This window comes from Serratia sp. NA_112.1 (genome assembly GCF_052691715.1).
On the sequence record NZ_JBQZFO010000007.1, the window covers coordinates 160,892 to 186,912 of the forward strand.

Below are 26,021 nucleotides of genomic sequence, written 5' to 3' on the forward strand. Positions count from 1 at the left end.
TGCCTGTGCTCACGGCCTTAATGTCGTGAAATCGGGTATTTAGTGCAAGGTCGGTTTGGCATTTTCCGGTGCCGTCGGCTTGCGGCGGGTAAATTCGGTGTGGCACAAAATGGCCGCCATCCGCACATACTCCACCACTTCCTCCAGAGAGTGATCAAGCTCTTCCTGGTCTTCGTCTTCTTCATAACCGAGTTGGGCTATGTTGCGCAGATCGTCGATCGCCTCACCCACCTCGTCTTTCACCTGAGCCAGTTTCGGCTGCATCATGCCGAGCCCGAGCAGGAAATGGTTCACCCAACCGCTCAACGCGTCGGCGCGATCGAATACGCTGACCGTCTCGCCTTCCGGCATCATCAGCTGGAACATGAAATCGTCGTCTTCCAGCGTTTCACGTGTGATTTCATGAAGTTGCTGGAGAGGTTGGCTCAATGCCTGCGGGAAGGCCACGCCTTCGTTAGTCAGATCGTACACCAGCGACTGCCAGCCGGCGTCGCGGCTGCCACCGCACAGCAGGCCGCTGATCAGGCCGTGCATTTCTGCTGCGGTCAACGCCACCGCTTGCTGGTTGAGGGCAAGGGTCAAAGATTGGTAACTTGGAAATGTATTCTGTATAGACATGCGTATTCGTCATCGTTGGCAGGATAAGTTCGTGTTATGCTACCACCAAGGTCCGTCGCTGTACCAGATAAGCACGACACCTCAGTGGCTAGTTATAATCGTGATGTGTCAGATCTCACACACTGCCGGCAGGGAACAAAATGAAGCTAAATACGCATTTTGAAACCCTTTTTTGACTGGTAATGTCTGTCGCAGTAGATTACAACCAGGTACTGAAAAAGGGGTTGTATCTTGGTACCGAGGTATATATAGTGGCGCCCGCTTTAGACGACCCGGTAGGGGTTGATTGAGGCTGGCGCGAAATTTAGGCAGGAAGGTGGCATGTCTGCACAACCAGTAGATATTCAAATTTTTGGTCGCTCTTTAAGAGTCAATTGCCCGCCAGAACAACAAGATGCGTTGAACATGGCAGCGGTCGATCTTAACGAACGGTTGCAAGATCTTAAAGTTCGCACTAGAGTCACAAATACTGAGCAGCTCGTTTTCATCGCGGCATTGAATGTTTGTCACGAACTTGCTCAAGAACGGTTGAAAACCCGTGATTATGCGTCCAATATGGAACAACGCATTCGCATGCTACAACAGACCATTGAACAGGCATTGCTTGAACAGGGTCGCATCTCTGAACGTCAGGATGCACAATTCGAATAACTTAAGTTGCTGATATCCAAGATTTTGGCAATGAGTAAAAAATTTCTCTGAGATGTTCGCCAGCGGGCCAGTCCCCTGAGCCGATATTTAGTACCAACAGAATGTGATGATCCGCGATCGGTGTGCATGCTCGGCCCGCCGAGAAGCCTTAAGATTGCGACAGCACGTTCACCTTGAACCATGGGTTCAAGGGTTACAGCCTGCGACGGCATCTCGGAGATTCCCCCTTCCTCAGCGGTAAGTGTGCTGACTATGTTTTTTCAAGCCCAGTATGCCCAGCAGCGGCAAAATATCCGTAACCAAATTCGTCAGCGTCGACGCGCCCTAACCTCTGAACAACAAAATAACTTTGCCCTGCAAACTGCCGAACGCATCGCTGCGCATCCACGCATCCAGGCGGCACACAGCATTGCAGTATTTTTGTCGTTTGACGGCGAGTTGGATACCCGTCCGCTGATTGAACGGTTATGGCAACAGGCCAAGCAAGTCTACCTGCCGGTGTTACACCCGTTTAGCCCCAGTAACCTGCTGTTCCTGCGTTACACCCCGGAAACGCCGCTGGTTAACAACCGTTTCAATATCCTTGAGCCACAGCTCGATGTGCGCAACGTCCTGCCGGTCGGGTCACTCGACGTGGTGCTGACGCCGCTGGTGGCGTTTGACAGCTCGGGCCAGCGTTTGGGGATGGGCGGCGGTTTTTACGATCGCACCCTGCAAAACTGGCAAAATGCCGGCCCCTACCCGATCGGGTTGGCGCATGACTGCCAGCAGGTGGAACAACTGCCGGTGGAACATTGGGATATCCCGCTGCCGGAAATCGTTACCCCAACGAAAAATTGGACATGGCGGATAGCCGAATAGCAAAAGGCCGGATAAATCCGGCCTTAGGTTGCTGACAAAGCAGGAAAAAGCGTGGTTTTTCCTGCTTTGTGGTGAACAGGCGAAAATCAATAAATTGATTTTCCTGATTTTTATTTATCAGCCTCTACTCGCTCTGGGCAGGAATGAGGTTTGTCATCAGTCTGAGGCCGGATAAATCCGGCCTTTTTTGTCACCGCGTTTTCAATCAGAGCAGCAGGCGAGCACGGATAGTGCCATCAATCGCCTTCATCCGTTGCAGTGCAGCATCGGCACGTTCGGTTTCCGCTTCGATATCGATAACCACATAGCCGATTTCCGGACCAGTTTGCAGGTACTGCGCGGCGATGTTCACCCCTTCTTCAGCAAAGATCTGGTTAATCTGCGTCAGTACGCCAGGGCGGTTTTCATGGATGTGCAGCAGTCGGCTGGCGTTAGGGCCATGCGCGGGCAGTGATACCTCCGGGAAGTTTACCGCCGACAGGGTCGAACCGTTGTCGGAGTATTTCGCCAGCTTGCCGGCCACTTCATCACCGATATTTTCCTGTGCTTCCTGAGTAGAACCACCAATGTGCGGGGTCAGGATCACGTTGTCGAACTCGCACAACGGTGAGTTGAACGGCTCGCTGTTGGTAGCCGGTTCTTCCGGGAAGACATCGATCGCCGCACCGGCCAAATGCTTGCTGGCCAATACTTTGCACAGTTCAGGAATATCCACCACGGTACCGCGCGAGGCGTTGATCAGAATCGAACCTGGCTTCATCAACGCCAGCTCTTCTGCGCCCATCATATTCTTGGTCGACAGGGTTTCCGGTACGTGCAGCGTCACTACGTCGCTCATATTGAGCAGATCGGACAGGTGGCGCACCTGTTGGGCATTGCCCAACGGCAGCTTGTTCTCGATATCGTAGAAGAACACTTTCATACCCAGACCTTCAGCCAGGATCCCCAACTGGGTGCCGATATGGCCGTAGCCAATAATCCCCAGCTTCTTACCGCGCGCTTCAAACGAGCCGACGGCCAGTTTCTGCCATTCGCCACGGTGCGCTTTGGCGTTGGCGGACGGAATGCCGCGCAACATCAGCAGCAGTTCGCCCAGCACCATTTCTGCCACGGATCGGGTATTAGAGAAAGGTGCGTTAAACACCGGAACGCCGCGTTTGGTCGCCGCCTTCAGATCAACCTGGTTAGTACCGATACAGAAACAACCTACCGCCACCAGCTTCTCTGCGGCAGCGAAAACTTCTTCGGTCAGATGCGTGCGCGATCGGATACCGACGAAGTGAGCATCGCGGATCGATGCCTTAAGCGATTCGGTGTCTAACGCACCTTTGTGATATTCAATGTTGGTATATCCGGCAGCCAGCAGATTATCTACCGTGCTCTGATGAACCCCTTCCACCAACAGGAATTTAATCCTGTCTTTCTCCAATGATACTTTTGCCATTTACCCGACCCTATGTTCAGACTTCAGAAGCGGCTGTTGTGAAACAGCACGCATCCAACATAACAAAAATAACGCAGGCGGCAATACAAACGATTGCCCGCCCGTCAGTACAAGGCTCAGCGTTGTTGGCGGTTTCTGGCAGAAAATGCCATAGGGAAAGAAATAGGCAGAAGCTTCGTGGAGCTATCGCTCGCAATGTGACATATGTCACCAAATTTGGCGCTTTTAATAAAAGATATTTTAACCAGTGAATTATGCGGCCCGGTGGGATCCAAGACCGCATACCTGCTGGGGTACTACATTATTCGACAACCTTCACGCCGCCAGGCGTACCCACCAGCGCGACATCGGCCCCCCGATTAGCGAACAGACCCACGGTCACCACACCGGCGATGCCGTTGATTTTGTTTTCCAGCGCGATGGCGTCCATGATGTTCAGGTTATGCACATCGAGGATCACGTTGCCGTTATCGGTCAGGACATTCTGACGATACTCCGGCAGCCCGCCCAGCTTCACCAGCTCACGCGCTACGTAAGAGCGAGCCATCGGGATCACTTCTACCGGCAGCGGGAATTTACCCAATACTTCAACCTGTTTGCTGGAATCAACAATACAGATAAATTTGCGCGCGATAGCAGCAATGATTTTTTCACGCGTCAGTGCAGCGCCACCGCCTTTGATCATCTGCATATGACGGTTGATTTCATCCGCGCCGTCGACATAAATATCCAGTGAATCCACTTCATTGCTGTCGAAAACGTGGATACCAAGGCTTTTCAGCTTGGCGGTGGAGGCGTCAGAGCTGGACACCGCCCCTTCGATCTGGTGCTTGATCGAGCCGAGCGCGTCAATAAAATGGGCGGCGGTCGAGCCAGTGCCGACCCCAACGATGGTGCCTGGGGTAACGTAATCCAGTGCTGCCCAGCCAACCGCTTTTTTCAGTTCATCCTGCGTCATAATATGTCCATTGCCTCTGTACGAAAACGTGTGCGTATTATAGGGTAAATCGCTATTTTTCACTCAGGCAGGATCACACTTCTTCACGCCAGGCCGCATTTTTAGGCGCGGTGCGACAAGATGACCCGGTGATTTTCTACCTGTAATACACCAGAGATGTGGCATAGTGCCTGTATCAATTTACTTTAAGGGATATCTTTCCGATGAAACGCCCAGACTATCGAACGCTGCAAGCGCTGGACGCGGTGATCCGTGAGCGTGGCTTTGAGCGCGCCGCGCAAAAACTTTGCATCACACAATCGGCAGTATCCCAGCGCATCAAACAGTTGGAAAACCTGTTTGGCCAACCGCTGTTGGTGCGTACCGTGCCGCCACGTCCGACCGAGCAGGGCCAAAAACTGCTGGCGCTGCTGCACCAGGTGGAATTACTGGAAGAAGAGTGGCTGGGTAACGATACCGGCATTGATACGCCGTTGCTGCTGTCGCTGGCGGTTAACGCCGACAGCCTGGCGACCTGGCTGCTACCGGCATTGAAACCGGTACTGACCGACTCCCCTATCCGCCTGAACTTGCAGGTAGAAGACGAAACACGCACTCAGGAACGCCTGCGCCGTGGTGAAGTGGTGGGCGCGGTGAGTATCCAGCCGCAGCCGCTGCCAAGCTGCCTGGTGGATCAACTGGGCGCGCTGGATTATTTATTCGTCGCCTCGAAGGGTTTTGCCGAGCGCTATTTCCCTAACGGGGTTACACGCTCCGCGCTGCTCAAAGCGCCGGCAGTGGCGTTCGATCATCTCGACGACATGCACCAGGCTTTCCTACAGCAGAACTTTGATCTGTCGCCGGGCAGCGTGCCCTGCCATATTGTGAACTCGTCGGAAGCCTTCGTGCAGTTGGCACGCCAGGGCACCACCTGCTGTATGATCCCGCATCTGCAGATTGAGAAAGAGTTGGCTTCGGGTGAACTGATCGATCTGACGCCGGGCCTGTTCCAGCGCCGCATGCTGTTCTGGCACCGCTTCGCGCCGGAGAGCCGCATGATGCGTAAAGTGACAGATGCCCTGCTGGAGCATGGCCGCCAGGTTCTGCGCCAGGATTAAATAGAAAAGGTTGCTGTTCAGGTTGTTTTTAAGCCCGCGATACCCGGGCCTAGCGCACCGAGGGGCACTCCGGCAGCTAAAGCTGCTACGACCCCATCGGCACGCTCTCCCTAATAACGGGCTTTATCAGTAGTCTGAAAGACCAATCTTATACCCTAAATAATTGGAGTTGCATCAAGGCGGCCAAGGCAGGAATCCCCAGGAGCTTACTCAAGTAAGTAACTGGGGTGACTGCCTGCAGCCAACACAGATGCAGCTTCAAGTATGACGGGTATATTACTGAGCGGCGTTGCGCTGCAACTCAAATACTACATCCACCTGATCGTCAAAGTGAATGCTTTGCTGTTCGTAGGTTTGCGCCGCATCACTTTCTGCTGCCGCACCCGCCGATTTATACATGCGCGCTACCGGCATCGGCTGGTAGTTGGCGACATGGTAACGAATGCTGTATACCGGCCCCAGCTTGGCGTTAAATCCTTTCGCCAGAGAAGCGGCTTGCTGAGTCGCGTTCTCGATGGCCTTCTGGCGCGCCTGCTCACGGTAGACGTCCGGTTTTGCCACGCCCAGCTCAACGGAACGGATCTCATTGAGACCGGATTTCAACGCCCCGTCCAGCAGCTCGTTCAACTTGTCCAACTGGCGCAATGTAACCTGTACCTGACGAACGGCACGGTAACCTTTCAACACCGACTCACCGGTTTTCAGGTAATCATATTCCGGTTGAGTGCGCAGGTTGGCGGCGCTGATGTCTTTCTTCTCAATATTGTTTTTCTGCAGGAAATCAAAATATTGCGCGACGCGCTCATCAACCTGCTTCTTCGCCTGGGCGGCGTCTTTGGATGAAACGCTGACCTCTATCGCCAGAGTGGCAATATCGGGTGTCGCGTCAACGCTGGAGGTACCCGAGGTCACTACGTGCGGCCCTTCCGGCACTTCTGCCGCCTGCAGCGCCAGAGGTAACGTCCCTAATCCAATCATTGCGGCCATAGCCAATGCTTTAAGCTTCACGGTGTCTCCTTGATGACAGGCTTTAACTGATTACCAGCCTGAAAGGCCAGTTCCTTGGCATCAAAGCTAGCATATCGCACGGGGTTTTGAATTCGGATTAGTGACAAATTCTTATAAACTTGCCCCTTGCCAGGCCAACTGCAAGGCGATACCCCACATCACCCCCCCAACCAATGTATTAATGATACGCTGCGCCATTTGGGTTTTCAGCCACGGTGCCAGCCAAGAGGCCAACAGCGCCAGGGCGAAGAACCAAACGACGGAAGCGCTGACCGCCCCCAGCGCAAACCAGGAACGTACGTCCGGCGTCAGTTGGCCCCCCAAACTTCCCAGTACCACAAAGGTGTCGAGATAGACATGCGGATTCAACCAGGTCACCGCCAGCATGGTCACCACCAGCCGCCAGCGGCTTTGTTTCAGCTCCTCCGCCGTCGCCAGTGCCAGTTGCCTGCTAAATGCGGTACGAAACGCCCCCCAGCCATACCACAGCAAAAAAGCTACCCCACCCCAGGTGACCAGCGCCAGCAGCAGAGGCGAGCGGCTCAGTAAGGCGCTACCACCGAAAATCCCGCCGCAGATCAGCACGATATCGCTCAGCGCACACAGCGACGCAACCATCAGATGATACTGTCGGCGAATCCCCTGATTCATGACAAAAACGTTTTGTGGGCCAAGCGGCAAGATCATCGCGGCGCTCAGAGCGAAGCCCTGCAAAAAGACAGCTAACATGGTATTCCTCACAGAGAAAAAAGCGCCGTTAAGCGGCGCGTATCGGGCAATACGCGCATCATAGGAGGAAAAAATTATTAGGTGAAATTGATATTTCTAATCAACTATCAGCAATGCTAATAATCAGGCGGGAATAACAAATCCCAGCTCCTGAGAAATACGCTGTGCGGTCGCCAGCACCGGCTTAATCAGGGCCTTGACACCAATCTGTTGCAGTTTCGCAGTCGGCAATGAGACCGACACCGCATAGGGCACCCGTTGTTGAATATCAAATACCGGCGCCGCCACGCAGGACACCCCCAGCTCATTCTCTTCGCGATCCATCGCCATGCCCTGCTTGCGAATATCGGCCAGCTCCTCATACATCTTTGGCAACTCAGTGATGGTATTACGCGTCAAGGTCTGAATTTCATGCTGATGGGTTTGCCAGTAACGATCGGGGTATTCGCTGTTGCCGTAGGCCATAAAAATCTTGCCCATCGCCGAGCAGTACAGCGGCATATGCTGGCCGATATAGGCACGGGTACGCATCATGCCGGTGGTCGGTTCCAGCTTGTAGATCAAAATGACATGGTCATCTTCGCGGCTGGAGAAGTTGACCGTCTCCCCCACTTCCAGATTGAGCCGTTCCAGGTGCGGTGCAGCGACATGGATAATATTCAGCGAAGAAAGCGCCTTCTGACCGATAGAAATAAACTTGGTGGTCAGGCGATAGCTGCCGGGCGACGGTGCCTGAGTGACATAGCCGCTCGTATGTAGCCCTTGCAGCAGGCGATGGACGGTACTTTTGTTCATGCCGGCCAACTCAGACAGGTGCGCCAGTGGGCAGCCGTTAGGGAAGTTGCTCAGAATCTCAATCAGTTGCAAACCGCGGAACAGGCTTTGGCTACCCAAGGGTTTGTCTTTCTTGTCATCTTTCTCGTCGACAGCTTTCAGGCTCATAGCGCAATTTCTCCAGTGTCGAGCCGCCAGCCAACGCCACGGCGTGGTAAACGGGCCCTTTGCCGGGAATGTTACCCCAAGGCCCGCATCAGGTGAAGACGGAACGCCGTTTCATTGTCGTCAGCGGGTTAAAAACCCGCAACACTCCGCTAACTTCCGAAGTGAGTTGTGCGTCACAATTCTGCAAAGAGGTAAATAACAAATTGTTTTAAAAGGATAATTAAAACTCCTCCGGCTTTGCTTTAGATCGGCAATCGGCATATTATTTTTGAAATTGAATTTCATATATTGAAATATAAAGGCGATTTAACCACCATAAAGCATCACGCCGTTCGCGGATGCAGAGACCAGGGGCGCATCACATGACACCAGAAAATGCGGAACAACCCATTCTCACCCTCAGCCATATCGTCAAACGCTTTGGCGGCAATGTCGCAGTGAATGACGTCAGCCTGCAGGTGATGCCGGGCGAAGTCCTGGCCTTGCTGGGTGAAAATGGCGCGGGCAAATCGACGCTGATCAAAGTACTGGCCGGGGTTTACCCGCGCGACGGCGGCGATATTCAGTTTCAAGGGGCCAGCATAGCCTCCGCCGCGGCGATAAAAAGTGACAGCCGCCAGCCTATTGCTTTTATTCATCAGGATCTCGGGCTGATCGAGTGGATGACGGTGGCGGAAAATATGGCGCTGGTGATGGGTTTCCCGCGTCGTTTCGGCCTGATCGACTGGCGCGACAATCACCGCCGCGCCGTTCAGGCACTGCAGGATGTCGGCATCGAGTTGGATCCCGACGCCAGAGTCTTCGAACTGTCGCGTACCGAAAAATCGCTGCTGGCGATAGCCCGAGCAGTCGCGGTGAATGCTGAACTGCTGGTGCTGGATGAACCCACCGCCTCGCTGCCAGCCAACGATGTGCGCCACCTGTTTGCGGTGATTAACCGGCTACGTGCCAAAAAGGTCGGCATGATTTACGTCACCCACCGGCTCGATGAAGTGATCGAAATTGCCGATCGGGTGTGCGTTATGCGCGACGGCCGTTATGTGGCGGGTGGCAATACCGCCGACTATTCGCTGCGCGATCTGGTGCAGATGATCGTCGGTGAAGCTATGGCGGACGACCAGCGTGAACCTCTGCCCGAACATCGGCCACCCGTGCTGCAGCTCAGTAACGTGGTGGTCGGTGATATCGGTCCGGTCAGCTTCACTTTGCAGCCTGGGGAAATGCTGGCGCTGGCCGGTCTGCGCGGTGCCGGACAGGAAGAGATTGGCCGGTTGCTGTTTGGCCTGCGTCACGCTGATGAAGGCCAAATCCGCTTTCGCGACCAGCCTTACACCGCCGGCAGCCCACAGCAAGCCATGGCCTGCGGCGTCTCCCTGGTGGCGGGCGACCGCACCGGCGAAAGCCTGGTGATGTCGATGAGCGTGCGTGAAAACCTGTTTATCAACCCTGTGGCCAGCGGCCACAAACTACTGTCACGCTACAGCCGCCGAGCCGAGATCGGTGCCAGTTGGTGGAAAGTGCAGTTGTTCGACGTACGCCCCAAGGACGTCAATATCGATATCAGCGCCCTGTCCGGCGGTAACCAGCAAAAGGTAGTAATGGCACGCTGGATGCATTTAGGCGCCCCACTGCTGATCCTGGAAGATCCCACCGCCGGCGTAGACGTCGGTGCGCGAGCGGAAATCTACCATCTGTTAAATAAATCCCTGGAGGAAGGCGTGGCGGTATTGGTTATCTCCAACGACTTTGAGGAGATCGCCCATATCTGCAATCGCGCACTGGTGTTTAACCGGGGAAAAGTCGTCGGCGAGCTGAAAAATCAGCAGGTGTCATTCGCCAATTTATTGGAACTGGCCTCTGCCAGCGCCGGGGAAATTCTCGAGACAAGGTTAGAATCTGAGGTGGGTCATGTCTAAAACATCTGTTAAATCAACGGCTCTTGAACAAAGAGTCAGCCTGTCGCAGGACGGCACCGGCCCGTGGCTGATGCAGCTACTTACCCGCTACGGCCTGCTGCTGTTGTGCTTTGCGCTGGTGCTCCTGTTTTCACTGATATCCCCCACGTTTGCCTCAATGCTGACGCTGCAGGCTATCCTCTCCAGCAAAGCCAAGATCGCCCTGTTGGCACTGGCGGCGACCATCCCGATGATCGTCGGCAAAATTGACCTTAACGTCGGCTTCGGCATCGTGCTGTGGCATATCCTGGCCATTACCTTACAGGTGGAATACGGCTTTTCGTGGCAGATGGCGGTGCTGGTAGTGCTGGCATTCTCCGCGCTGTATGGCCTGTTGAACGGTATTTTGGTGGCGCTGGCGGATATCGACAGTTTCGTCGCCACCCTCGGATCCGGCACCGCGCTGTATGCCATTGCGCTGTGGCACTCCGGCGGACGACAGATCGTCGGCGATCTGCCGGATGCCTTTACCGCCCTGCACCACACCGAGATCGGCGGGATCCCGATCGTGGCGCTCTACGTGTTGATCGCCGCAGTGGTGCTGTGGTTGATCACCGAACACACTCCACTTGGCCGTTGCATGTACGCCGTTGGCGGAAACCCGGCGGCGGCGCGGCTGAACGGTATTTCGGTCAATCGCTTTACCATCGGTGCCTTTATCGCCTCCAGCGTGCTGACCGGCTTTAGCGGGGTGCTGATCGCCGCCGAGCAGGGGGTGGGCCAGGCCAGCGTTGGCATGGACTATCTATTGCCCGCGCTGGTCGGCGCCTTCCTCGGCAGTACCACCATTCGTCCCGGTCGGGTTAACGTCTGGGGCACCGTGGTCGGCATCGCCATTCTGGCTATCGGCATCGCCGGTATCCAGCAGTTCGGCGGCGAGTTCTGGGTCGAACCGCTGTTTAACGGTGCGACGCTGTTGCTGTCAATCACCCTGGCAGGCTACGCCCAACGCCGTCGGTTACTTAATCAAAAAGCGGTTCAAAGCAGCCCAGCCACTTCGGCTGATAAAAATAACCATAAAGCGATCAATCCTTAACCAGGAGTTCACCGAATGAAACGTCTTTGGATATTGTCCACGACCCTGCTGCTGGCCAGCACCGCCTCATCCGCCTGGGCCGATGCCTACCTCGACCAGGCCACGGCGGCGGTCGCCAAGGCCACCGCCATCGTGACCCAGTGGGATGGCCCCACCAGCGGGCCAAAGTTACAGGCCAACAAGAAAATCATCTTTATCGCTTCGGACATGAAAAACGGCGGCGTGCAGGGAGTGCAGGAAGGGCTGAGTGAAGCGGCGAAAGCGGCAGGATGGAAATTGGAAACCCTGGACGGCGGCGGCTCGGTGAAAGATCAGCTGGCTTCACTGAACCAGGCGATTGCCCAGAAACCGGACGGTATCGTGATCGGCGGCTGGAACCCAAACGTGGCCAAGATCCCGCTGAAAAAAGCCATTCAGCAAGGCATTGTGCTGACCGCCTGGCATGCAGTGCCTGAGCCGGGGCCAATCGCCAGGTACAACGTATTTTACAATGTCACCTCCGACTCCAATGAAGTGGCACGCATCGCCGCTCAGTATGCGGTGGTACAGTCCGGCGGCAAGGCCAGCGTGTTGATCTTTACCGATTCGCTGTACCAAATCGCGCTCGACAAGGCCAACGTGATGAAAGAGGAAATCGGTAAATGCAGCGGCTGCAAGGTGGTCGAGTTCATCGACACCCCGCTGGCGGACACCGCCAACCGCATGCCGGCCATGACCTTTAGCCTGTTGCAAAAATACGGCGACCAGTTCCAGTACGCACTGGCCATTAACGATCTGTATTTTGATTTTATGGCCCCGGCGCTGAAAACTGCCGGCAAAGGCGGCAACAATGCGCCCTACAACATCTCTGCCGGCGACGGCTCTATTTCTGCCAACCAGCGCATCCGCTCCGGCGGTAGTCAGTCGGCTACGGTACCGGAACCGCTTAAACTACACGGCTGGCAACTGCTGGATGAGTTCAACCGCGCCTTCGCCAAACAGCCGCCTTCCGGCTATGTCACTCCGGCGCACCTGGTGACCCGCGACAATATCACTGCCGACGGTGGCAGCAGCAACCTGTATGACCCACAGAATGATTATCAGGGCCACTACAAAACCATTTGGGGTGTGAAGTAAGCGGAGGCAGCATGAACCCACTGATGACATGTCTCCCGCTTGAACGCCTGTGCTCACCGGCCATTTGGGCCGAAGGGCCGGTGTGGCTGCCACAGCAGGATGCGGTAGTGTTCAGCGACGTGAAGGGCAACCGCATGTTCCGCTGGTCGCGACGGGGGGAACTAAGCCTGTGGCGCACCCCGTCACACTACGCCAACGGCAACGCGCGCGACGCCGAAGGACGGGTGATCAGTTGCGAACACGGGCGGCGCGGTATCAGCCGCACCGAAAGCAACGGCGAAGTGCAAATGCTGGTCGATCGGGTAGACGGCAAGCGGTTCAACTCCCCCAATGACCTGGTGGTTCGCTCCGACGGCACCCTCTGGTTTACCGACCCCCCCTATGGCATCACCGGGGATGAAGAGGGTTACAAATCGGAAAGTCAGATCATCGGCTGCTATCTCTACTGTTTTGATCCGCGCGACGGCTCGCTGAACATTGCCGCCAGTGACCTGCAGCGGCCTAACGGCCTGGCGTTTTCACCGGATGAATCACGGTTATACGTGGCGGACATGTCGATCGTCGATTTCCCGACCCTAGGGCGCAGTGAATTGCGGGTGTATCAGGTCAATGGGCGTGAACTGGACGCCGGCAGGCGTTTCACCGGCGTGGCACCCGGCTTCCCGGACGGCTTTTGTGTTGATGGGATAGGTAACATTTTTTGCAGCTGTGCCGACGGGGTACTGATCTTCGACAGCCAGGGAAAACAGCTCGGTAAGATTGAAGTGCCGGAACGCGTCTCTAACTGCACCTTCGGCGGGCCGGACGGCAATGAGTTGTACATTACCGCCACCAGCTCGTTATACCGCATGGTGCTGAATACTCGCGGATAACGGAGAAAAATGATGTTCGCAGAGCGGGCCCGTTCCGCTCTGCTTTGCCATGTCTGAAGCACGTCAATACCCCAAAATGTGTCGTCGATCACAAATTCACCAATTTAATTTAACACACTGTTTTATATAAATAACTTTCCCCCTCCCTGCTTTGACTTCATTTAACCACCGGTATAGCATTTATTTGAAATGTGATTTCGCATAATGAAATTTAAAGAAGACAAAACAAACAAAAACGCCGTGGCGGAGAATCAGCATGAGAGTGAGTTACACCGATCTGAAACAGCAATTCAAACGCGTGCTCCTGGCGCGGGGCGTGGCAGAAGGCACTGCCGATGACTGTGCCGGAATGTTCGCCGACACCTCCGCCAGCGGCGTTTACTCCCACGGCGTTAACCGTTTCCCGCGTTTTATTCAGCAGTTGGATGCCGGCGATATCCTGCCGGATGCCGAACCCAGCAAACTGCTATCGCTGGGTGCCATCGAGCAGTGGGACGCCCATCAGGGCATAGGCAACCTAACCGCCCGCAAGATGATGGATCGCGCCATGCAGTTAGCCGACGACCACGGTATCGGACTGGTGGCACTGCGTAACGCCAACCACTGGATGCGCGGCGGCGGCTATGGCTGGCAGGCGGCGGAAAGAGGCTATATCGGTATTTGCTGGACCAACTCGGCAGCAGTGATGCCACCCTGGGGGGGCAAAGAGTGCCGTATCGGCACCAACCCGCTGATTGTTGCGGTACCGGGCAACCCTATCACCATGGTGGATATGTCGATGTCGATGTTTTCCTATGGCGCGCTGGAACTGAACCGGCTGGCGGGTAAAACCCTGCCGGTGGACGGTGGTTTCGACAACGACGGGCAGCTGACGCGCGATCCGGCCACTATTGAAGAGAACCGTCGCATTCTGCCAATGGGTTACTGGAAAGGATCGGCGCTGTCGGTAGTGCTGGATATGATCGCCACCCTGCTTTCCGGCGGATCTTCAGTAGCGGAAATCACCGAGGACAACAGCGACGAGTACGGCGTATCGCAGGTGTTTATCGCCATTGAGATCGAACGCCTGATCGACGGTGCCACTCGCGATGCCAAACTGCAGCGCATCATGGACTACATCACCAGCGCCGAACGCGATAACCCGGAGGTGGTTATCCGCCTGCCGGGCCATAAATTCCCGCACATTCATGCAGAAAACATGCGTGACGGCATCCCGGTGGATGAGCGCATCTGGGCGCGCATTCAGGCGCTGTAACAGGAGAGAAACCATGATCTTCGGCCATATCGCCAATACCTCGCCGGAGCACTACCCGGCACCGGTGGCTAGCGCCATCGCCTATTTGCAAGGCACAGATTTTAGTGCCCTGCCCGCCGGACGTTATCAGGATCCCGCCACCGGTTACGTGGTACAGGTACTGGATCTGCATACCCAACAGCCGAGCGACCTGCGGCCCGAAGTACACCGGAAAAATGTCGACGTGCAGTTTCTGGTCAGCGGCAGCGAATTGATCGGCGTGGCGGCGGATCGTGGCGATAACCCGATCCACCAGGAATTACTGGCGCAGCGCGACATTATTTTTTATCAGGACGTCGCGGATGAATCCTGGTTAACCATGCAGCCCGGTAATTTTGCGGTATTTTTCCCGCAGGACGTTCATCGCCCGGCCTGTATTAATCAACAGCCCAGCGCTATTCGTAAAGTGGTGGTGAAAATACCGCTGGAATTATTTAGCGCCTGATCCACGGCAACAGAATAATGACAGGAAATACCGGTCTGCGGGCCGGTACGGGTACCTCTGTGCTCAAAATAAACCAAAACAATAAAATCTGACTCTACAGGTGTATATATGAATACGGCCTCTGTTTCTGTCACTCAAAACCAGGCGATCCCTAAGTTCGTGCCGATCGCCGGTATTCTCACCGCTCCGTTGTCCGGCTGGATCATCACCGTCTGGAACTGGCGCATGCTATTCCTGGTGGAAGGCGCCCTGCTGGCGTTGATGTTACCGAACAAATGTGACCAAAGCGCGAGGGCCGGATAATGGACTATTGGCTGGGTCTGGACTGCGGCGGTACCTTTATCAAGGCCGGGCTGTATGACCGCCAGGGTGCGGAGCTGGGCATCGCTCGCCGCAACCTGGAAATTATCTCGCCCCAACCGGGTTGGGCAGAGCGAGATATGCCTGCGCTATGGCACACCGCTGCCGAGGTGATCCGCGAGTTGCTGGCCCGCAACAACATTGCTGTCAGTGATATTCAGGCCGTCGGCATCTCGGCGCAGGGCAAAGGCGCGTTTCTGTTGGACGGGCGAGGGCAGCCACTGGGCAACGCCATGCTGTCTTCCGATCAACGCGCACTGACGCTGGTGCAGGAATGGCAAAAACAGGGCATGCCGCAGGCGCTGTATCCGCAGACCCGGCAAACGTTGTGGACCGGCCACCCGGTGTCACTGCTGCGCTGGGTCCGGCAACATCAGCCGGAACGCTACCGCCAGATAGGCAGCGTGCTGATGGCCCACGATTATCTGCGCTACTGTCTGACCGGCGAGTTGGCCTGTGAAGAAACCAATATCTCCGAATCCAATCTTTACCAAATGGCAGACGGTCGCTATGACCCGGCGCTGGCGCAGCTGCTGGGCATCGGCGACATCATGCCCGCCCTGCCGCCGATTGTGGGTTCGGCCGAAATCGCCGGACGGATCAACACCGTCGCTGCAAAGGCAACCGGGCTATTGGCGGGTACGCCAGTGGTCGGCGGGCTGTTCGATGTGGTGTCCACCGCACTGTGCGCCGGGTTACACGACGAGACACAGCTCAACGCAGTGATGGGGACCTGGTCGGTTACCAGCGGCATTACCGACAAAATAATCGAAGGTTTCGACCACCCGTTTGTTTATGGTCGCCACGCCGAAGCCGGCAAATACATTGTGCACGAAGCCAGCCCAACCTCTGCCGCCAACCTGGAGTGGTTCTGCCGTCAATGGGGGCTGCAGGACTACGCCCAGCTCAACGATTGGGTGGCAACGTTGCCGAAGGCTGACAGCAGCCTGCTGTTTGTTCCCTTCCTGTACGGCTCCAACGCCGGGCTGGGCCTGAGCGCCAGCTTTCACGGCATGCAGGCCTTCCACCAGCGCGAACATTTGGTACAGGCGATCTACGAAGGCGTGGTGTTCTGCCATATGACCCACCTTAACCGCATGCGGCAACGCTTCCCGGCGGCTACCGCGCTGCGCGTCACCGGCGGCCCGGCCAAATCAGCCCCCTGGATGCAGATGTTTGCCGACGTCAGCGGCCTGCCGGTGGAACTGCCGCAGGTGGAGGAAACCGGCTGCCTGGGTGCCGCCATGGCGGCGATGGTCGGCAGCGGCGCATTCAGCGATTTCACTGCTGCCCAGCGGGCGTTGGCTCCGCGCATCGAACGGGTGCTGCCGGACACCGCCGCAGCAGAGGCTTACGGTAAAAAATATCACCGTTATCAGACGCTGTTAGCCACGCTGCAATTCATCCAGAAGGAGGCACTATGAGCAATAAACCACGTCTGCAACTGGCACTCGATCACACCCGGCTGGACGCCGCGCTGCAAACGGCAGAACGCCTGCAGCCGCACGTCGACATTATCGAGGCTGGCACCATTTTATGCATAAGCGCCGGTATTCAGGCGGTGAGCGCGCTGCGTGAACGCTGCCCACAACATACGCTGGTGGCCGACCTGAAAGTGGCCGATGCCGGTAACACTTTGGCGCAGCAGGCCTTCAGCCACGGCGCCAACTGGATGACGGTGATCTGCGCCGCCCCAATAGCCACCATGGCCAGCGCGCTGGAGGTGGCGCAACAGCACCAGGGCGAGATCCAGATTGAGTTGTTCGGCCACTGGACGCTGGATGATGCCCGGCAGTGGCGCGGGCTTGGCATCCGCCAGGCGATCTACCACCGTGGCCGCGACGCTCAGGCCAACGGACAAACCTGGGGCCGACAGGATTTGGATCTGATGAAAGCCCTGTCGGATCTGGGCATTGAGCTGTCGGTCACCGGTGGCATCACCCCGACCGATTTACCGCTGTTCAAGGGCATCGCCGTCACCGCTTTTATTGTCGGCCGGGCGTTAGCTGAAGCTGCCGATCCGCTGGCCGCCGCCGGTCAGTTCCGCACCGTCATTGATGACATCTGGAGAAGTTGATATGCGTCAGCACCCATTGGGAATTTATGAAAAAGCCCTGCCGAAACACCTGACCTGGCCCGAGCGTCTGGCGCTGGCCAAAGCCTGCGGTTTTGATTTTGTCGAAATGTCGGTGGATGAAAGCGATGAACGGTTGGCACGCCTGAGCTGGAGCAAGGAACAGCGGCTGTCGCTGGTCAGCGCCATGCTGGAAACCGGCATCAACATCCCGTCGATGTGCCTGTCCGGCCACCGCCGTTTCCCGTTCGGCAGTCATGACGACACGCTGCGCCAACGCGCCTTCGAGGTGATGGAACAGGCGATCCAACTGGCAAAAGACGTGGGTATCCGCACCATCCAGCTCGCCGGTTATGACGTCTATTACGAACAGCAGGACGAAAGCACCCTGGCCCGCTTCACCGAAGGCATGCAGTGGGCAGTCGAACGCGCCGCCGCCGCCCAGGTGATGCTGGCGGTAGAGATCATGGATACCGCATTTATGAACTCAATCAGCAAGTGGAAGGCCTGGGATGCCTGCCTGGCATCGCCGTGGTTCACGGTCTATCCGGACGTCGGCAATCTCAGCGCCTGGGGCAATGACGTGGCGCTGGAGCTGGCGCTGGGCATTGACCGCATCGCCGCCATTCATCTGAAAGATACCTACCCGGTCACCGAAAGCTCGCAGGGGCAGTTCCGCGACGTGCCCTTTGGCGAAGGCTGCGTCGACTTCGTCGCGCTATTCCGCACGCTGAAACAGCTTAACTATCGCGGCGCTTTCCTGATCGAGATGTGGACCGAGAAAGCCGAAGAGCCGGTGGCCGAAATCGTACAGGCACGCCGCTGGATCGAACAAAAAATGCAACAAGGGGGTATGACATGCTAACGCTGCCGCAATTGAAACAACAGGTACTGGAAGCCAACCTCGACCTGCCGCGACACAATCTGGTGACCTTCACCTGGGGCAACGTCAGCGCGGTGGATCGCGAACGCGGGCTGGTGGTGATCAAACCTTCCGGCGTGGAATATGAACACATGGTGGCCGAGGACATGGTGGTGGTCAGCCTCACCAATGGCCAGCCCCTAGAGGGCAGCAAAAAGCCCTCTTCGGACACCGCCACCCACCTGGCGCTGTACCGTGAATTTGCCGATATCGGCGGCATCGTACACACTCATTCACGCCACGCTACTATCTGGGCGCAGGCAGGGCTGGACATTCCCGCCTGGGGCACCACCCACGCCGATTATTTCTACGGTGCCATTCCCTGCACCCGGCTGATGACCGAGGACGAGATTGCGCATGATTACGAACTGGAGACCGGCAAGGTGATTATCGACACCTTCCACCGGCGCGGTATCAGCCCAAACGCCATTCCGGCGGTGCTGGTCAATTCACACGGCCCGTTCGCCTGGGGCAAGGACGCGCACAGCGCGGTACACAATGCGGTGGTGCTGGAAGAAATTGCCTATATGGGGATTTTCTCGCGCCAGTTGACGCCGGGCATCAGCAGCATGCAGTCCGCGCTGCTGGACAAACACTACCTGCGCAAACATGGCAAGAATGCTTACTACGGGCAATAGATTGGGTTGGCAGGGACTCTCACGCTCATAACCAGACGCCGCGAGGCGTCTGGTGACAAACTGGCTAGAAAGTGCCTGGGTTACCAATGACGATTTAGTCTAAACTGAATTTCCATACTGATAGGGGCGCAAAAAATCAACGCCATCTACCGGATGGTGATTTGTGCGGTGTAATAGGGAAATTCTGACGATTTATCAATGTTATTCATGTAATAAAACATCCTTCGAAATTAACTGCCCATGGTGTTCCGGAGTGATGACATTGAGAATTTTCAATAAAATTCATAATGATATTGGAAACATCTGCTCCTGATATCAAACTGTCTGTGGCACCCCGTAGGCAGCTATAAACAAAAAACGGTCGTAATTCGTCAGCCGGTTTAAAATTCGTTATCATCCGCATCCACTCTCCCTCCGGTTGGCCTGATGCCCAAGATTATCGATACCTTTATTGCTCCGCCATGCCATGACCAGATCGCGCTCCTCTATCAGGACGAAAGTCTGGTGCTGATCAACAAGCCCAGCGGGCTGCTCAGCCTGTCGGGGAAAAATCCGCAAAATCTGGATTCGGTGCATCATCGGCTGGTACAGGTTTTCCCCGGCTGTACCCTGATCCATCGCCTGGATTTCGGCACCTCCGGGTTGATGGTGATAGCCCGCAACAAGACTATCAATGCCGCACTCTGCCAGCAATTCAGCCAGCGCAGCGTAACCAAAGTGTACAGCGCACTGCTCTGCGGACATCTGAACGACAATGAAGGGGTGATAGACGCCGCGATTGCCAAAGATCCGGCGCTGTTCCCGCTGATGTCGATTTGCGCCATCCACGGCAAGCCCGCACGCTCCGGCTATCGGGTCATTGAGCGTTTTTATCACGAGTTGGAAGACGGAACGTCACTGCCATTGACGCGGGTACAGCTAACCCCGGAAACCGGGCGAACTCATCAACTGCGCATCCACTGTCAGCAATTGGGCCACCCTATTTTGGGCTGTGACCTGTATGGCGGTCTTCTGCTGCCCGGCACCGAACAGATACCACGGCTGATGCTGCACGCCAGTGAACTGCATTTTGTTCATCCCATGACCGAAGAGCCGATCAAAGCCCATAACGCCAGCCCATTCTGAATGTGAAGGTATCTGTAATGGTCTAATTAAGTGGAACTACCATGAGCCAAAACACCGCTCGTATCAGTGAAATTATCGACAACGCCAAGGTCTCGCCTTACCAGATCATCATCCTCAGCCTGTGTTTTTTGATCGTCCTGCTGGACGGTTTTGATACCGCCATCATTGGCTATATCGCCCCCGCCCTGCGTGAAGAATGGGGTCTGCTACCGGCACAGTTATCCCCCGCCTTTGGCGCCGGGTTGTTCGGTCTACTGCTCGGCAGTCTGATCTTCGGTCCAGTCGCCGATGCCATTGGCCGCAAACGCGTGTTGCTGGTTTCGATACTGATCTTTGGCGCGGGGACTTTGGCCTCGGCCTATACCCATTCCATTGAGTCGCTGACCCTGCTGCGGTTAATCACCGGCATTGGTTTGGGGGGCGCGATGCCCACCTGCATCACCCTCAGTTCAGAGTATTCTCCGGCACGTCGGCGAATGATCATGGTCACCCTGAGTTGGAGCGGTTTCACCGCCGGTCTGGCCCTGGGCGGTTTGCTGGCCGGGCAGATTATTCCGGTGTTCGGCTGGCGTGGCGTGCTGATGTTGGGTGGCATAGCGCCGTTATTGCTGCTGCCGTTACTGATCTGGCAGATGCCAGAATCGGTGCGCTTTATGGCCTCCAGCCCGAAACATGCCGCTGGCCTGCGTCAGGTGGTCGAGCGTATCACCGATAAAAGCTGGGTGGGCGTAACTATTCTGGATGACGAGCGCCCAGCGCAGGCCAGGTTGCCAATGTCCCATCTGTTTACCGAAGGCCGTGCAGTACGGACCCTGCTGCTGTGGGCCGCGTTCTTCTGCTCGCTGTTCGTGTTTTACCAGCTCACCAGTTGGCTACCGAGCATTCTCAAAGATGCCGGTTACGATATCGTCCACGCATCACGCATTGGTGCGATGGTGCCACTGGGCGGGACTCTCGGTGCCATCCTGATGGCGTTGCTGATGGATCGCGTCGGGCCTTACCCGGTGCTGGCCCTGTCCTATCTGGGGGCCGCGCTGGTTGTCGGCGCTACCGGTTATCTAATGGGGGAGGTCTACACGCTGGCCGCCGCCGTGTTCCTTGTCGGCTTCGGTGTGGCAGGCGCACAGAACGGCTTGAATCTGGTCTCCGCCACTATCTACCCCACTGTGGCTCGTGTCACCGGGGTCAGCTGGGCGATGGCGGGCGGCCGCTTCGGTTCCATCGTCGGTTCGATGCTCGGTGCCTGGATGATTGCCGCTGCCGGTTCTTCGGAGGTGTTCTTTATCTGGCTGGCGCTGCCGGTGTTGGTGGGGTCAGCCGCCATCTTTCTGCTTTACCGGCTCAGTTTGAACCGCCGGGCACCTGTGCCTGAATCTGCATTACCCAACTGACCAAACAAAAAAGCCGAGACCCATCTTAGTGATCTCGTCTCGGCCTGTAATAACAAAGGGGCCAAGGCCCCTTTTAGGTTGCTGACAAAGCAGGAAAAAGCGTGGTTTTTCCTGCTTTGTGGTGAGCAGCCGAAAATCAATAAATTGATTTTCCTGATTTTTATTTATCGGCCTCTACTCGCTCTGGGCAGGTATGAGGTTTGTCATCAGTCTGAAAGGGGCCAAGGCCCCTTTCAATTATTCCGCTTTCGCGGTGGTCGCATCATTGCGATACAGATGAACGTCCATCTGCGGGAACGGAATCCCGATATTGTTGGCATCCAGCGCGCGCTTGAAGTTCTCCATCAGATCGAAGTACACGTTCCAATACTCTGCATTGGTGGTCCAGGAGCGGGTCACGAAGTTCAGTGAAGAAGGTGCCATCTCGTTCAGACGCACGGTCACGCCTTTGGCGTGCATGATGCGCTTGTCAGCAGCGATCACATCGCCCAGTACCTTTTTCACCACATCGATGTCGGCGTTATAAGCCACGCCAACCACGATATCCACACGGCGGTTCGGCTCGCGGGAATAGTTGATGATGTTGCCGGCGATGATTTTACCGTTCGGTACCACGATGGTTTTGTTGTCTGCGGTGCGCAGCGTGGTGGAGAAAATCTGCACCTGGTCGACGGTACCGGCTACGCCGCCCAGATCGACATACTCACCGGCACGCAGTGGACGGAAGGCCACCAGCAGCACGCCTGCAGCGAAGTTGGACAGCGAACCCTGCAACGCCAGGCCGACGGCCAAACCGGCAGCACCCAGCACGGCGATCACCGAGGTGGTCTGTACGCCAACGCGCCCCAGCACCGCGATAAAGGTGAAGGCCAAAATACTGTAACGCGCCATGGCCGCCAGGAAATCGGCTACCGTGGCATCGATGCCGCGTAACTTCATCACGCGGTTTACCGCATTGCTCACTACCCGTGCAATGATCGAACCAATGATGAAAATAACAATCGCCGCGACGATGTTCACCGCATACTGAATCAATAAATCCTGGTTCTGCACCAGCCAGTTACCGGCACCATTAATGCCGTCTACTACATTCAGATCTTTCATTCGTGTCGTCCTAACTTTTCCCTAAGGGGATAAACTCGCAAAAAAACTGACATCTGGCGTCAGTCGGAAACCACCGCACTAGGTTAACTAACATTCCCACAGCATGCCAACCGTAAGCGGTAAAAATCGCCGAACTTCCTCTATGCTGAATAGAGCGCTATCGCCTTTGGAACGATAAGGAACTTCGCCCGTCATGCACATGCCGTCGTCGATTCAACACTATTGGCAGGTTCGCCCCAGACTGCTGCTTTCCGTCGCAGCGGGCATCTTGTGCTACCTGCTGCTACCGGACAGGCTCGGTCAATTGCAACGCCTGATGCTCGGCTGGAACCTGCTGGCCTGGTGCTATCTGCTGTTTCTCTGGCGGTTGATGCTGGTCAGCACGCCGAAGCATATCCGCCAGCTAGCGCGCACGCAGGAAGCATATCCGCCAGCTAGCGCGCACGCAGGATGAAAGCGCCAGTAAAGTGCTGGCGCTGGTCAGCATAGGTTGCATGGTGAGTATTCTGTCTATTCTGTTTGAGCTGAGTACCACCAGACAGGTCAGCGACTCGCTGAAAACACTGCATCTGGCGCTGACCGGTGCCACGCTGGTGGTGTCCTGGCTGCTGCTGCCCACCGCATTCACCATGCACTATGCCCATCAATTTTACCGTCAGGGCGCGCAGCAAGATCCGCTGCCGCTGCTGTTTCCCGGTGACCTCAAAGAACCGACCTATTGGGACTTCGCCTATTTCTCGTTCACCATTGCCGTCGCTTCGCAAACCGCCGACGTGGCGGTCGGCGCGGCCGAGGTGCGTAAGGTCGCCCTGCTGCAATCGGTGATTTCCTTTGTCTTCAACCTGGTGATTTTGGGGCTGTCGATTAACGTCGGGGCCAGCCTGCTGAGCTAGAAATAGAAAAGGCTCCCTGAAGGGAGCCTTTATGTAGGGCTAACAGCTAACCGAGATTACAGAACGTCTACTGCGTTCAGATCTTTGAAAGCCTGTTCCAGACGAGTAATCATCGAAGTCTGGGCTGAACGCAGCCATACGCGTGGGTCGTAGTATTTCTTGTTCGGCTTGTCAGCACCTTCTGGGTTACCCAGTTGGCCTTGCAGATAGCCTTCGTTCTTTTTGTAGTACTGCAGGATGCCGTCCCAGGTTGCCCATTGGGTATCGGTATCGATGTTCATTTTGATCACGCCGTAACCTACGGACTCTTTGATCTCTGCATCGCTTGAACCGGAACCGCCGTGGAACACGAAGTTCAGGCTGTTGTGCGGCAGGTTATATTTCTTGGAAACATAGTCCTGAGAATCGCGCAGAATGGTCGGAGTCAGTTTCACGTTGCCTGGCTTGTAAACGCCGTGCACGTTACCGAAGGACGCCGCGATAGTGAAGCGTGGGCTGATCGCATTGAGTTTTTCGTATGCGTAAGCCACGTCTTCTGGCTGAGTGTACAGGGAGGATGCGTCCATATGGCTGTTGTCCACGCCATCTTCTTCACCGCCGGTGCAGCCCAGTTCGATTTCCAGGGTCATACCGATTTTCGCCATGCGAGTCAGGTATTTACTGCAAATTTCGATGTTTTCTTCCAGGGACTCTTCAGACAGGTCGATCATGTGGGAAGAGAACAATGGTTTGCCAGTAGCGGCGAAATGCTTCTCGCCAGCGTCCAACAGGCCATCCAGCCATGGCAGCAGTTTCTTCGCGCAGTGGTCGGTGTGCAGAATAACCGGCACGCCGTAATGCTCAGCCATCTGATGAACATGGTGTGCACCAGAAATCGCGCCCAGAATTGCTGCACCCTGTGGAACGTCAGTCTTCACGCCTTTGCCGGCGATAAACGCGGCACCGCCGTTGGAGAACTGAACGATAACCGGAGCGCGTACCTTCGCGGCTGTTTCCAGCACGGCGTTGATAGAGTCGGTACCTACACAGTTAACTGCTGGCAGAGCAAAGTTGTTCTCTTTAGCTACTGCGAATACTTTCTGAACGTCATCACCAGTGATGACACCCGGTTTTACGAAATCAAAAATTTTAGACATGTTACTTTGTCCTGTTTCGTCGGCCGTAGATGGATGTAAATCGATTTTTCATGCCGCGCCGCCTATGCCGCGCGGTATAAAATAAACGGGCGGCTTTCGCCTCCCGCTGTCTGAATTACTGCTTCGCGCGCTCTTCCAGCATCACTACTGCCGGTAACGCTTTACCTTCCACAAATTCAAGGAAAGCACCGCCGCCGGTAGAGATATAAGAGATTTTATCTTCAATACCGAACAGATCGATAGCCGCCAGCGTATCACCACCACCCGCGATTGAGAATGCCTCACTGTCCGCGATAGCGCGTGCGACAATTTCAGTCCCTTTGCGGAAGTTAGGGAATTCGAATACGCCAACCGGGCCATTCCACAGAATGGTTTTGGCTTCTTTGAGCAACTTGGCCATAGCCAGCGCGGTTTCGTCACCGAAGTCCATGATCTCTTCATCATCGTTGACTTCACTGACTTTTTTCAAGGTAGCAGGTGCAGTTTCAGAGAACTCCGTACCTACGCGAGAATCGGTAGGAACCGGAATTTTAAACTCGTCACGCAGTTTTTTCGCTGCATCGACGAAGTCAGGTTCGTACAGAGATTTACCAACGTTATTCTCGATTGCCACGAAGGTGTTGGCGATGCCGCCGCCCACGATCACCGTATCAGCGATTTTCACCAGCGAGTTCAGCACATCGAATTTGGTCGAAACTTTAGAACCGCCAACCACGGCAACCATTGGGCGAGCCGGGCTTTTCAGCGCTTTACCCAGGGCTTCCAGTTCTGCAGACAGCAGTGGGCCCGCACAGGCGACAGGTGCAAACTTGCCCACGCCGTGGGTGGAAGCCTGCGCACGGTGCGCAGTACCGAAGGCGTCCATCACATAAACGTCGCACAGTGCAGCATATTTCTTGGACAGGGTTTCGTCGTCTTTTTTCTCGCCCTTGTTGAAACGGACGTTTTCCAGCACCACCAGTTCACCTTCTGCAACCTCAACACCGTCCAGGTAGTCTTTAGCCAGACGAACCGGGCTTTTCAGGTGTTCTTTCAGATAGTTGACCACAGGCAGCAGGGAGAATTCTTCGTTGTACTCGCCTTCGGTAGGACGACCCAGGTGGGACGTTACCATTACGCGGGCGCCTTGTTTCAGCGCAGCTTCAATAGTCGGCAGGGAGGCACGGATACGTGCATCGGAAGTCACTTTACCGTCTTTCACTGGAACGTTCAGATCGGAGCGGATCAGAACGCGTTTACCGGCCAGATCCAGATCGGACATGTTAATTACAGACATGGTGAACCCTCTTGGTTGATTCTCTAGAAACTATAAAGTTGCCTGGGCGGCGCATCGGTCATGCCAATGCTACCGT

The 26,021-nt window shown here is 55.8% G+C and carries 24 protein-coding genes, 1 other RNA gene and 2 pseudogenes; 18 read left to right on the top strand and 9 right to left on the bottom strand.

Annotation, left to right across the window (positions count from 1 at the left end):
• Nucleotides 1-39 precede the first annotated feature (39 nt).
• A complete protein-coding gene (locus tag ACUTQ5_RS15575) occupies nucleotides 40-618 on the bottom strand; it encodes a YecA/YgfB family protein (RefSeq protein WP_445651993.1) in 579 nt (192 codons plus the stop codon).
• Nucleotides 619-939: 321 nt separating this feature from the next.
• Between ACUTQ5_RS15575 and zapA the strand changes: the two genes are divergently transcribed.
• The 3 genes from zapA (at nucleotide 940) to ACUTQ5_RS15590 (ending at nucleotide 2,130) form a co-directional block, all read left to right on the top strand.
• Complete coding sequence (gene zapA / locus ACUTQ5_RS15580) at nucleotides 940-1,269, top strand: cell division protein ZapA (RefSeq protein WP_012146623.1); 330 nt, start codon at nucleotides 940-942, stop codon at nucleotides 1,267-1,269.
• Between the two features lie 41 nt (nucleotides 1,270-1,310).
• Nucleotides 1,311-1,493: non-coding RNA, 6S RNA (gene ssrS, locus ACUTQ5_RS15585), on the top strand.
• Nucleotides 1,494-1,521: 28 nt separating this feature from the next.
• Nucleotides 1,522-2,130 carry a 5-formyltetrahydrofolate cyclo-ligase gene (locus ACUTQ5_RS15590; protein WP_445651994.1) on the top strand — a complete coding sequence of 203 codons (609 nt, stop codon included), beginning with the start codon at nucleotides 1,522-1,524 and terminating at the stop codon, nucleotides 2,128-2,130.
• A 205-nt stretch (nucleotides 2,131-2,335) separates the two neighbouring features.
• Here the strand turns inward: ACUTQ5_RS15590 and serA are convergent, their stop codons facing one another.
• Together serA and rpiA are read right to left on the bottom strand one after the other, a co-directional pair.
• On the bottom strand, nucleotides 2,336-3,574 hold the full coding sequence (gene serA, locus ACUTQ5_RS15595; protein ID WP_153859193.1) for a phosphoglycerate dehydrogenase: 1,239 nt from the start codon (nucleotides 3,572-3,574) through the stop codon (nucleotides 2,336-2,338).
• A gap of 301 nt (nucleotides 3,575-3,875) precedes the next feature.
• Nucleotides 3,876-4,532 (bottom strand): ribose-5-phosphate isomerase RpiA, encoded by a 657-nt coding sequence (rpiA, locus tag ACUTQ5_RS15600; protein ID WP_445651995.1) that lies wholly within the window; start codon nucleotides 4,530-4,532, stop codon nucleotides 3,876-3,878.
• 203 nt (nucleotides 4,533-4,735) lie between these two features.
• Here rpiA and ACUTQ5_RS15605 point away from each other — a divergent pair, with 203 nt between their 5' ends.
• Complete coding sequence (locus ACUTQ5_RS15605) at nucleotides 4,736-5,629, top strand: LysR family transcriptional regulator ArgP (RefSeq protein ID WP_012146627.1); 894 nt, start codon at nucleotides 4,736-4,738, stop codon at nucleotides 5,627-5,629.
• A gap of 276 nt (nucleotides 5,630-5,905) precedes the next feature.
• Here the strand turns inward: ACUTQ5_RS15605 and ACUTQ5_RS15610 are convergent, their stop codons facing one another.
• From ACUTQ5_RS15610 to ACUTQ5_RS15620, 3 genes are all read right to left on the bottom strand, one after another.
• Nucleotides 5,906-6,637: an oxidative stress defense protein gene (locus tag ACUTQ5_RS15610; RefSeq protein WP_012146628.1), complete on the bottom strand. Its 732-nt coding sequence runs from the start codon at nucleotides 6,635-6,637 to the stop codon at nucleotides 5,906-5,908.
• A gap of 111 nt (nucleotides 6,638-6,748) precedes the next feature.
• Nucleotides 6,749-7,366, bottom strand: coding sequence for an arginine exporter ArgO (argO, locus tag ACUTQ5_RS15615; protein WP_445651996.1), 618 nt, complete (start codon nucleotides 7,364-7,366; stop codon nucleotides 6,749-6,751).
• A gap of 123 nt (nucleotides 7,367-7,489) precedes the next feature.
• Nucleotides 7,490-8,308, bottom strand: coding sequence for an IclR family transcriptional regulator (locus ACUTQ5_RS15620; RefSeq protein WP_445651997.1), 819 nt, complete (start codon nucleotides 8,306-8,308; stop codon nucleotides 7,490-7,492).
• 362 nt (nucleotides 8,309-8,670) lie between these two features.
• Between ACUTQ5_RS15620 and ACUTQ5_RS15625 the strand changes: the two genes are divergently transcribed.
• From ACUTQ5_RS15625 to ACUTQ5_RS15685, 13 genes and pseudogenes are all read left to right on the top strand, one after another.
• Nucleotides 8,671-10,224, top strand: a complete 1,554-nt coding sequence (locus tag ACUTQ5_RS15625; RefSeq protein WP_445651998.1) for a sugar ABC transporter ATP-binding protein — start codon at nucleotides 8,671-8,673, stop codon at nucleotides 10,222-10,224.
• Complete coding sequence (locus ACUTQ5_RS15630) at nucleotides 10,217-11,299, top strand: ABC transporter permease (RefSeq protein WP_445651999.1); 1,083 nt, start codon at nucleotides 10,217-10,219, stop codon at nucleotides 11,297-11,299. Before ACUTQ5_RS15625 ends, ACUTQ5_RS15630 begins: the two co-directional genes overlap by 8 nt.
• Nucleotides 11,300-11,314: 15 nt before the next feature.
• Complete coding sequence (locus ACUTQ5_RS15635) at nucleotides 11,315-12,415, top strand: ABC transporter substrate-binding protein (protein WP_445652000.1); 1,101 nt, start codon at nucleotides 11,315-11,317, stop codon at nucleotides 12,413-12,415.
• 11 nt (nucleotides 12,416-12,426) lie between these two features.
• Nucleotides 12,427-13,287, top strand: coding sequence for an SMP-30/gluconolactonase/LRE family protein (locus ACUTQ5_RS15640; protein WP_445652001.1), 861 nt, complete (start codon nucleotides 12,427-12,429; stop codon nucleotides 13,285-13,287).
• Nucleotides 13,288-13,543: 256 nt separating this feature from the next.
• Complete coding sequence (yiaK, locus tag ACUTQ5_RS15645) at nucleotides 13,544-14,542, top strand: 3-dehydro-L-gulonate 2-dehydrogenase (protein WP_445652002.1); 999 nt, start codon at nucleotides 13,544-13,546, stop codon at nucleotides 14,540-14,542.
• A 13-nt stretch (nucleotides 14,543-14,555) separates the two neighbouring features.
• On the top strand, nucleotides 14,556-15,026 hold the full coding sequence (locus tag ACUTQ5_RS15650) for a YhcH/YjgK/YiaL family protein (protein WP_445652003.1): 471 nt from the start codon (nucleotides 14,556-14,558) through the stop codon (nucleotides 15,024-15,026).
• Between the two features lie 138 nt (nucleotides 15,027-15,164).
• Nucleotides 15,165-15,293 (top strand): annotated as a pseudogene (locus ACUTQ5_RS15655) (MFS transporter); the annotation flags it as partial.
• A gap of 35 nt (nucleotides 15,294-15,328) precedes the next feature.
• Complete coding sequence (locus ACUTQ5_RS15660) at nucleotides 15,329-16,810, top strand: FGGY-family carbohydrate kinase (RefSeq protein WP_445652004.1); 1,482 nt, start codon at nucleotides 15,329-15,331, stop codon at nucleotides 16,808-16,810.
• Complete coding sequence (ulaD, locus tag ACUTQ5_RS15665; protein ID WP_445652005.1) at nucleotides 16,807-17,463, top strand: 3-keto-L-gulonate-6-phosphate decarboxylase UlaD; 657 nt, start codon at nucleotides 16,807-16,809, stop codon at nucleotides 17,461-17,463. The genes ACUTQ5_RS15660 and ulaD overlap by 4 nt, the downstream gene beginning before the upstream one ends.
• Nucleotide 17,464: 1 nt before the next feature.
• Nucleotides 17,465-18,325 (top strand): L-ribulose-5-phosphate 3-epimerase, encoded by an 861-nt coding sequence (locus ACUTQ5_RS15670; RefSeq protein ID WP_445652006.1) that lies wholly within the window; start codon nucleotides 17,465-17,467, stop codon nucleotides 18,323-18,325.
• Nucleotides 18,319-19,020 carry an L-ribulose-5-phosphate 4-epimerase gene (gene araD, locus ACUTQ5_RS15675; protein ID WP_445652007.1) on the top strand — a complete coding sequence of 234 codons (702 nt, stop codon included), beginning with the start codon at nucleotides 18,319-18,321 and terminating at the stop codon, nucleotides 19,018-19,020. Before ACUTQ5_RS15670 ends, araD begins: the two co-directional genes overlap by 7 nt.
• 426 nt (nucleotides 19,021-19,446) lie before the next feature.
• The gene (locus tag ACUTQ5_RS15680; RefSeq protein WP_445652008.1) at nucleotides 19,447-20,145 is read left to right on the top strand and encodes an RluA family pseudouridine synthase; all 699 of its coding nucleotides are present in this window, start codon (nucleotides 19,447-19,449) and stop codon (nucleotides 20,143-20,145) included.
• A 41-nt stretch (nucleotides 20,146-20,186) separates the two neighbouring features.
• On the top strand, nucleotides 20,187-21,536 hold the full coding sequence (locus tag ACUTQ5_RS15685) for an MFS transporter (protein WP_445652009.1): 1,350 nt from the start codon (nucleotides 20,187-20,189) through the stop codon (nucleotides 21,534-21,536).
• A gap of 237 nt (nucleotides 21,537-21,773) precedes the next feature.
• Here ACUTQ5_RS15685 and mscS read toward each other — a convergent pair whose 3' ends face one another.
• Complete coding sequence (gene mscS / locus ACUTQ5_RS15690) at nucleotides 21,774-22,640, bottom strand: small-conductance mechanosensitive channel MscS (RefSeq protein ID WP_445652010.1); 867 nt, start codon at nucleotides 22,638-22,640, stop codon at nucleotides 21,774-21,776.
• A gap of 193 nt (nucleotides 22,641-22,833) precedes the next feature.
• Between mscS and ACUTQ5_RS15695 the strand changes: the two are divergent.
• Nucleotides 22,834-23,533: pseudogene (locus ACUTQ5_RS15695) on the top strand (DUF1345 domain-containing protein).
• Between the two features lie 56 nt (nucleotides 23,534-23,589).
• On the opposite strand, the gene fbaA reads toward ACUTQ5_RS15695, so the two are convergent.
• Nucleotides 23,590-24,669, bottom strand: a complete 1,080-nt coding sequence (fbaA, locus tag ACUTQ5_RS15700) for a class II fructose-bisphosphate aldolase (RefSeq protein ID WP_012146646.1) — start codon at nucleotides 24,667-24,669, stop codon at nucleotides 23,590-23,592.
• A gap of 115 nt (nucleotides 24,670-24,784) precedes the next feature.
• Complete coding sequence (pgk, locus tag ACUTQ5_RS15705; RefSeq protein ID WP_445652011.1) at nucleotides 24,785-25,945, bottom strand: phosphoglycerate kinase; 1,161 nt, start codon at nucleotides 25,943-25,945, stop codon at nucleotides 24,785-24,787.
• Nucleotides 25,946-26,021 lie beyond the last annotated feature (76 nt).

Bases quoted from the DNA above. Each gene is read 5' to 3' on its own strand.
- ACUTQ5_RS15575 (WP_445651993.1), bottom strand. From the start codon at position 618: ATGTCTATACAGAATACATTTCCAAGTTACCAATCTTTGACCCTTGCC.
- zapA (WP_012146623.1), top strand. From the start codon at position 940: ATGTCTGCACAACCAGTAGATATTCAAATTTTTGGTCGCTCTTTAAGA.
- ACUTQ5_RS15590 (WP_445651994.1), top strand. From the start codon at position 1,522: ATGTTTTTTCAAGCCCAGTATGCCCAGCAGCGGCAAAATATCCGTAAC.
- serA (WP_153859193.1), bottom strand. From the start codon at position 3,574: ATGGCAAAAGTATCATTGGAGAAAGACAGGATTAAATTCCTGTTGGTG.
- rpiA (WP_445651995.1), bottom strand. From the start codon at position 4,532: ATGACGCAGGATGAACTGAAAAAAGCGGTTGGCTGGGCAGCACTGGAT.
- ACUTQ5_RS15605 (WP_012146627.1), top strand. From the start codon at position 4,736: ATGAAACGCCCAGACTATCGAACGCTGCAAGCGCTGGACGCGGTGATC.
- argO (WP_445651996.1), bottom strand. From the start codon at position 7,366: ATGTTAGCTGTCTTTTTGCAGGGCTTCGCTCTGAGCGCCGCGATGATC.
- ACUTQ5_RS15620 (WP_445651997.1), bottom strand. From the start codon at position 8,308: ATGAGCCTGAAAGCTGTCGACGAGAAAGATGACAAGAAAGACAAACCC.
- ACUTQ5_RS15625 (WP_445651998.1), top strand. From the start codon at position 8,671: ATGACACCAGAAAATGCGGAACAACCCATTCTCACCCTCAGCCATATC.
- ACUTQ5_RS15630 (WP_445651999.1), top strand. From the start codon at position 10,217: ATGTCTAAAACATCTGTTAAATCAACGGCTCTTGAACAAAGAGTCAGC.
- ACUTQ5_RS15635 (WP_445652000.1), top strand. From the start codon at position 11,315: ATGAAACGTCTTTGGATATTGTCCACGACCCTGCTGCTGGCCAGCACC.
- ACUTQ5_RS15640 (WP_445652001.1), top strand. From the start codon at position 12,427: ATGAACCCACTGATGACATGTCTCCCGCTTGAACGCCTGTGCTCACCG.
- yiaK (WP_445652002.1), top strand. From the start codon at position 13,544: ATGAGAGTGAGTTACACCGATCTGAAACAGCAATTCAAACGCGTGCTC.
- ACUTQ5_RS15650 (WP_445652003.1), top strand. From the start codon at position 14,556: ATGATCTTCGGCCATATCGCCAATACCTCGCCGGAGCACTACCCGGCA.
- ACUTQ5_RS15660 (WP_445652004.1), top strand. From the start codon at position 15,329: ATGGACTATTGGCTGGGTCTGGACTGCGGCGGTACCTTTATCAAGGCC.
- ulaD (WP_445652005.1), top strand. From the start codon at position 16,807: ATGAGCAATAAACCACGTCTGCAACTGGCACTCGATCACACCCGGCTG.
- ACUTQ5_RS15670 (WP_445652006.1), top strand. From the start codon at position 17,465: ATGCGTCAGCACCCATTGGGAATTTATGAAAAAGCCCTGCCGAAACAC.
- araD (WP_445652007.1), top strand. From the start codon at position 18,319: ATGCTAACGCTGCCGCAATTGAAACAACAGGTACTGGAAGCCAACCTC.
- ACUTQ5_RS15680 (WP_445652008.1), top strand. From the start codon at position 19,447: ATGCCCAAGATTATCGATACCTTTATTGCTCCGCCATGCCATGACCAG.
- ACUTQ5_RS15685 (WP_445652009.1), top strand. From the start codon at position 20,187: ATGAGCCAAAACACCGCTCGTATCAGTGAAATTATCGACAACGCCAAG.
- mscS (WP_445652010.1), bottom strand. From the start codon at position 22,640: ATGAAAGATCTGAATGTAGTAGACGGCATTAATGGTGCCGGTAACTGG.
- fbaA (WP_012146646.1), bottom strand. From the start codon at position 24,669: ATGTCTAAAATTTTTGATTTCGTAAAACCGGGTGTCATCACTGGTGAT.
- pgk (WP_445652011.1), bottom strand. From the start codon at position 25,945: ATGTCTGTAATTAACATGTCCGATCTGGATCTGGCCGGTAAACGCGTT.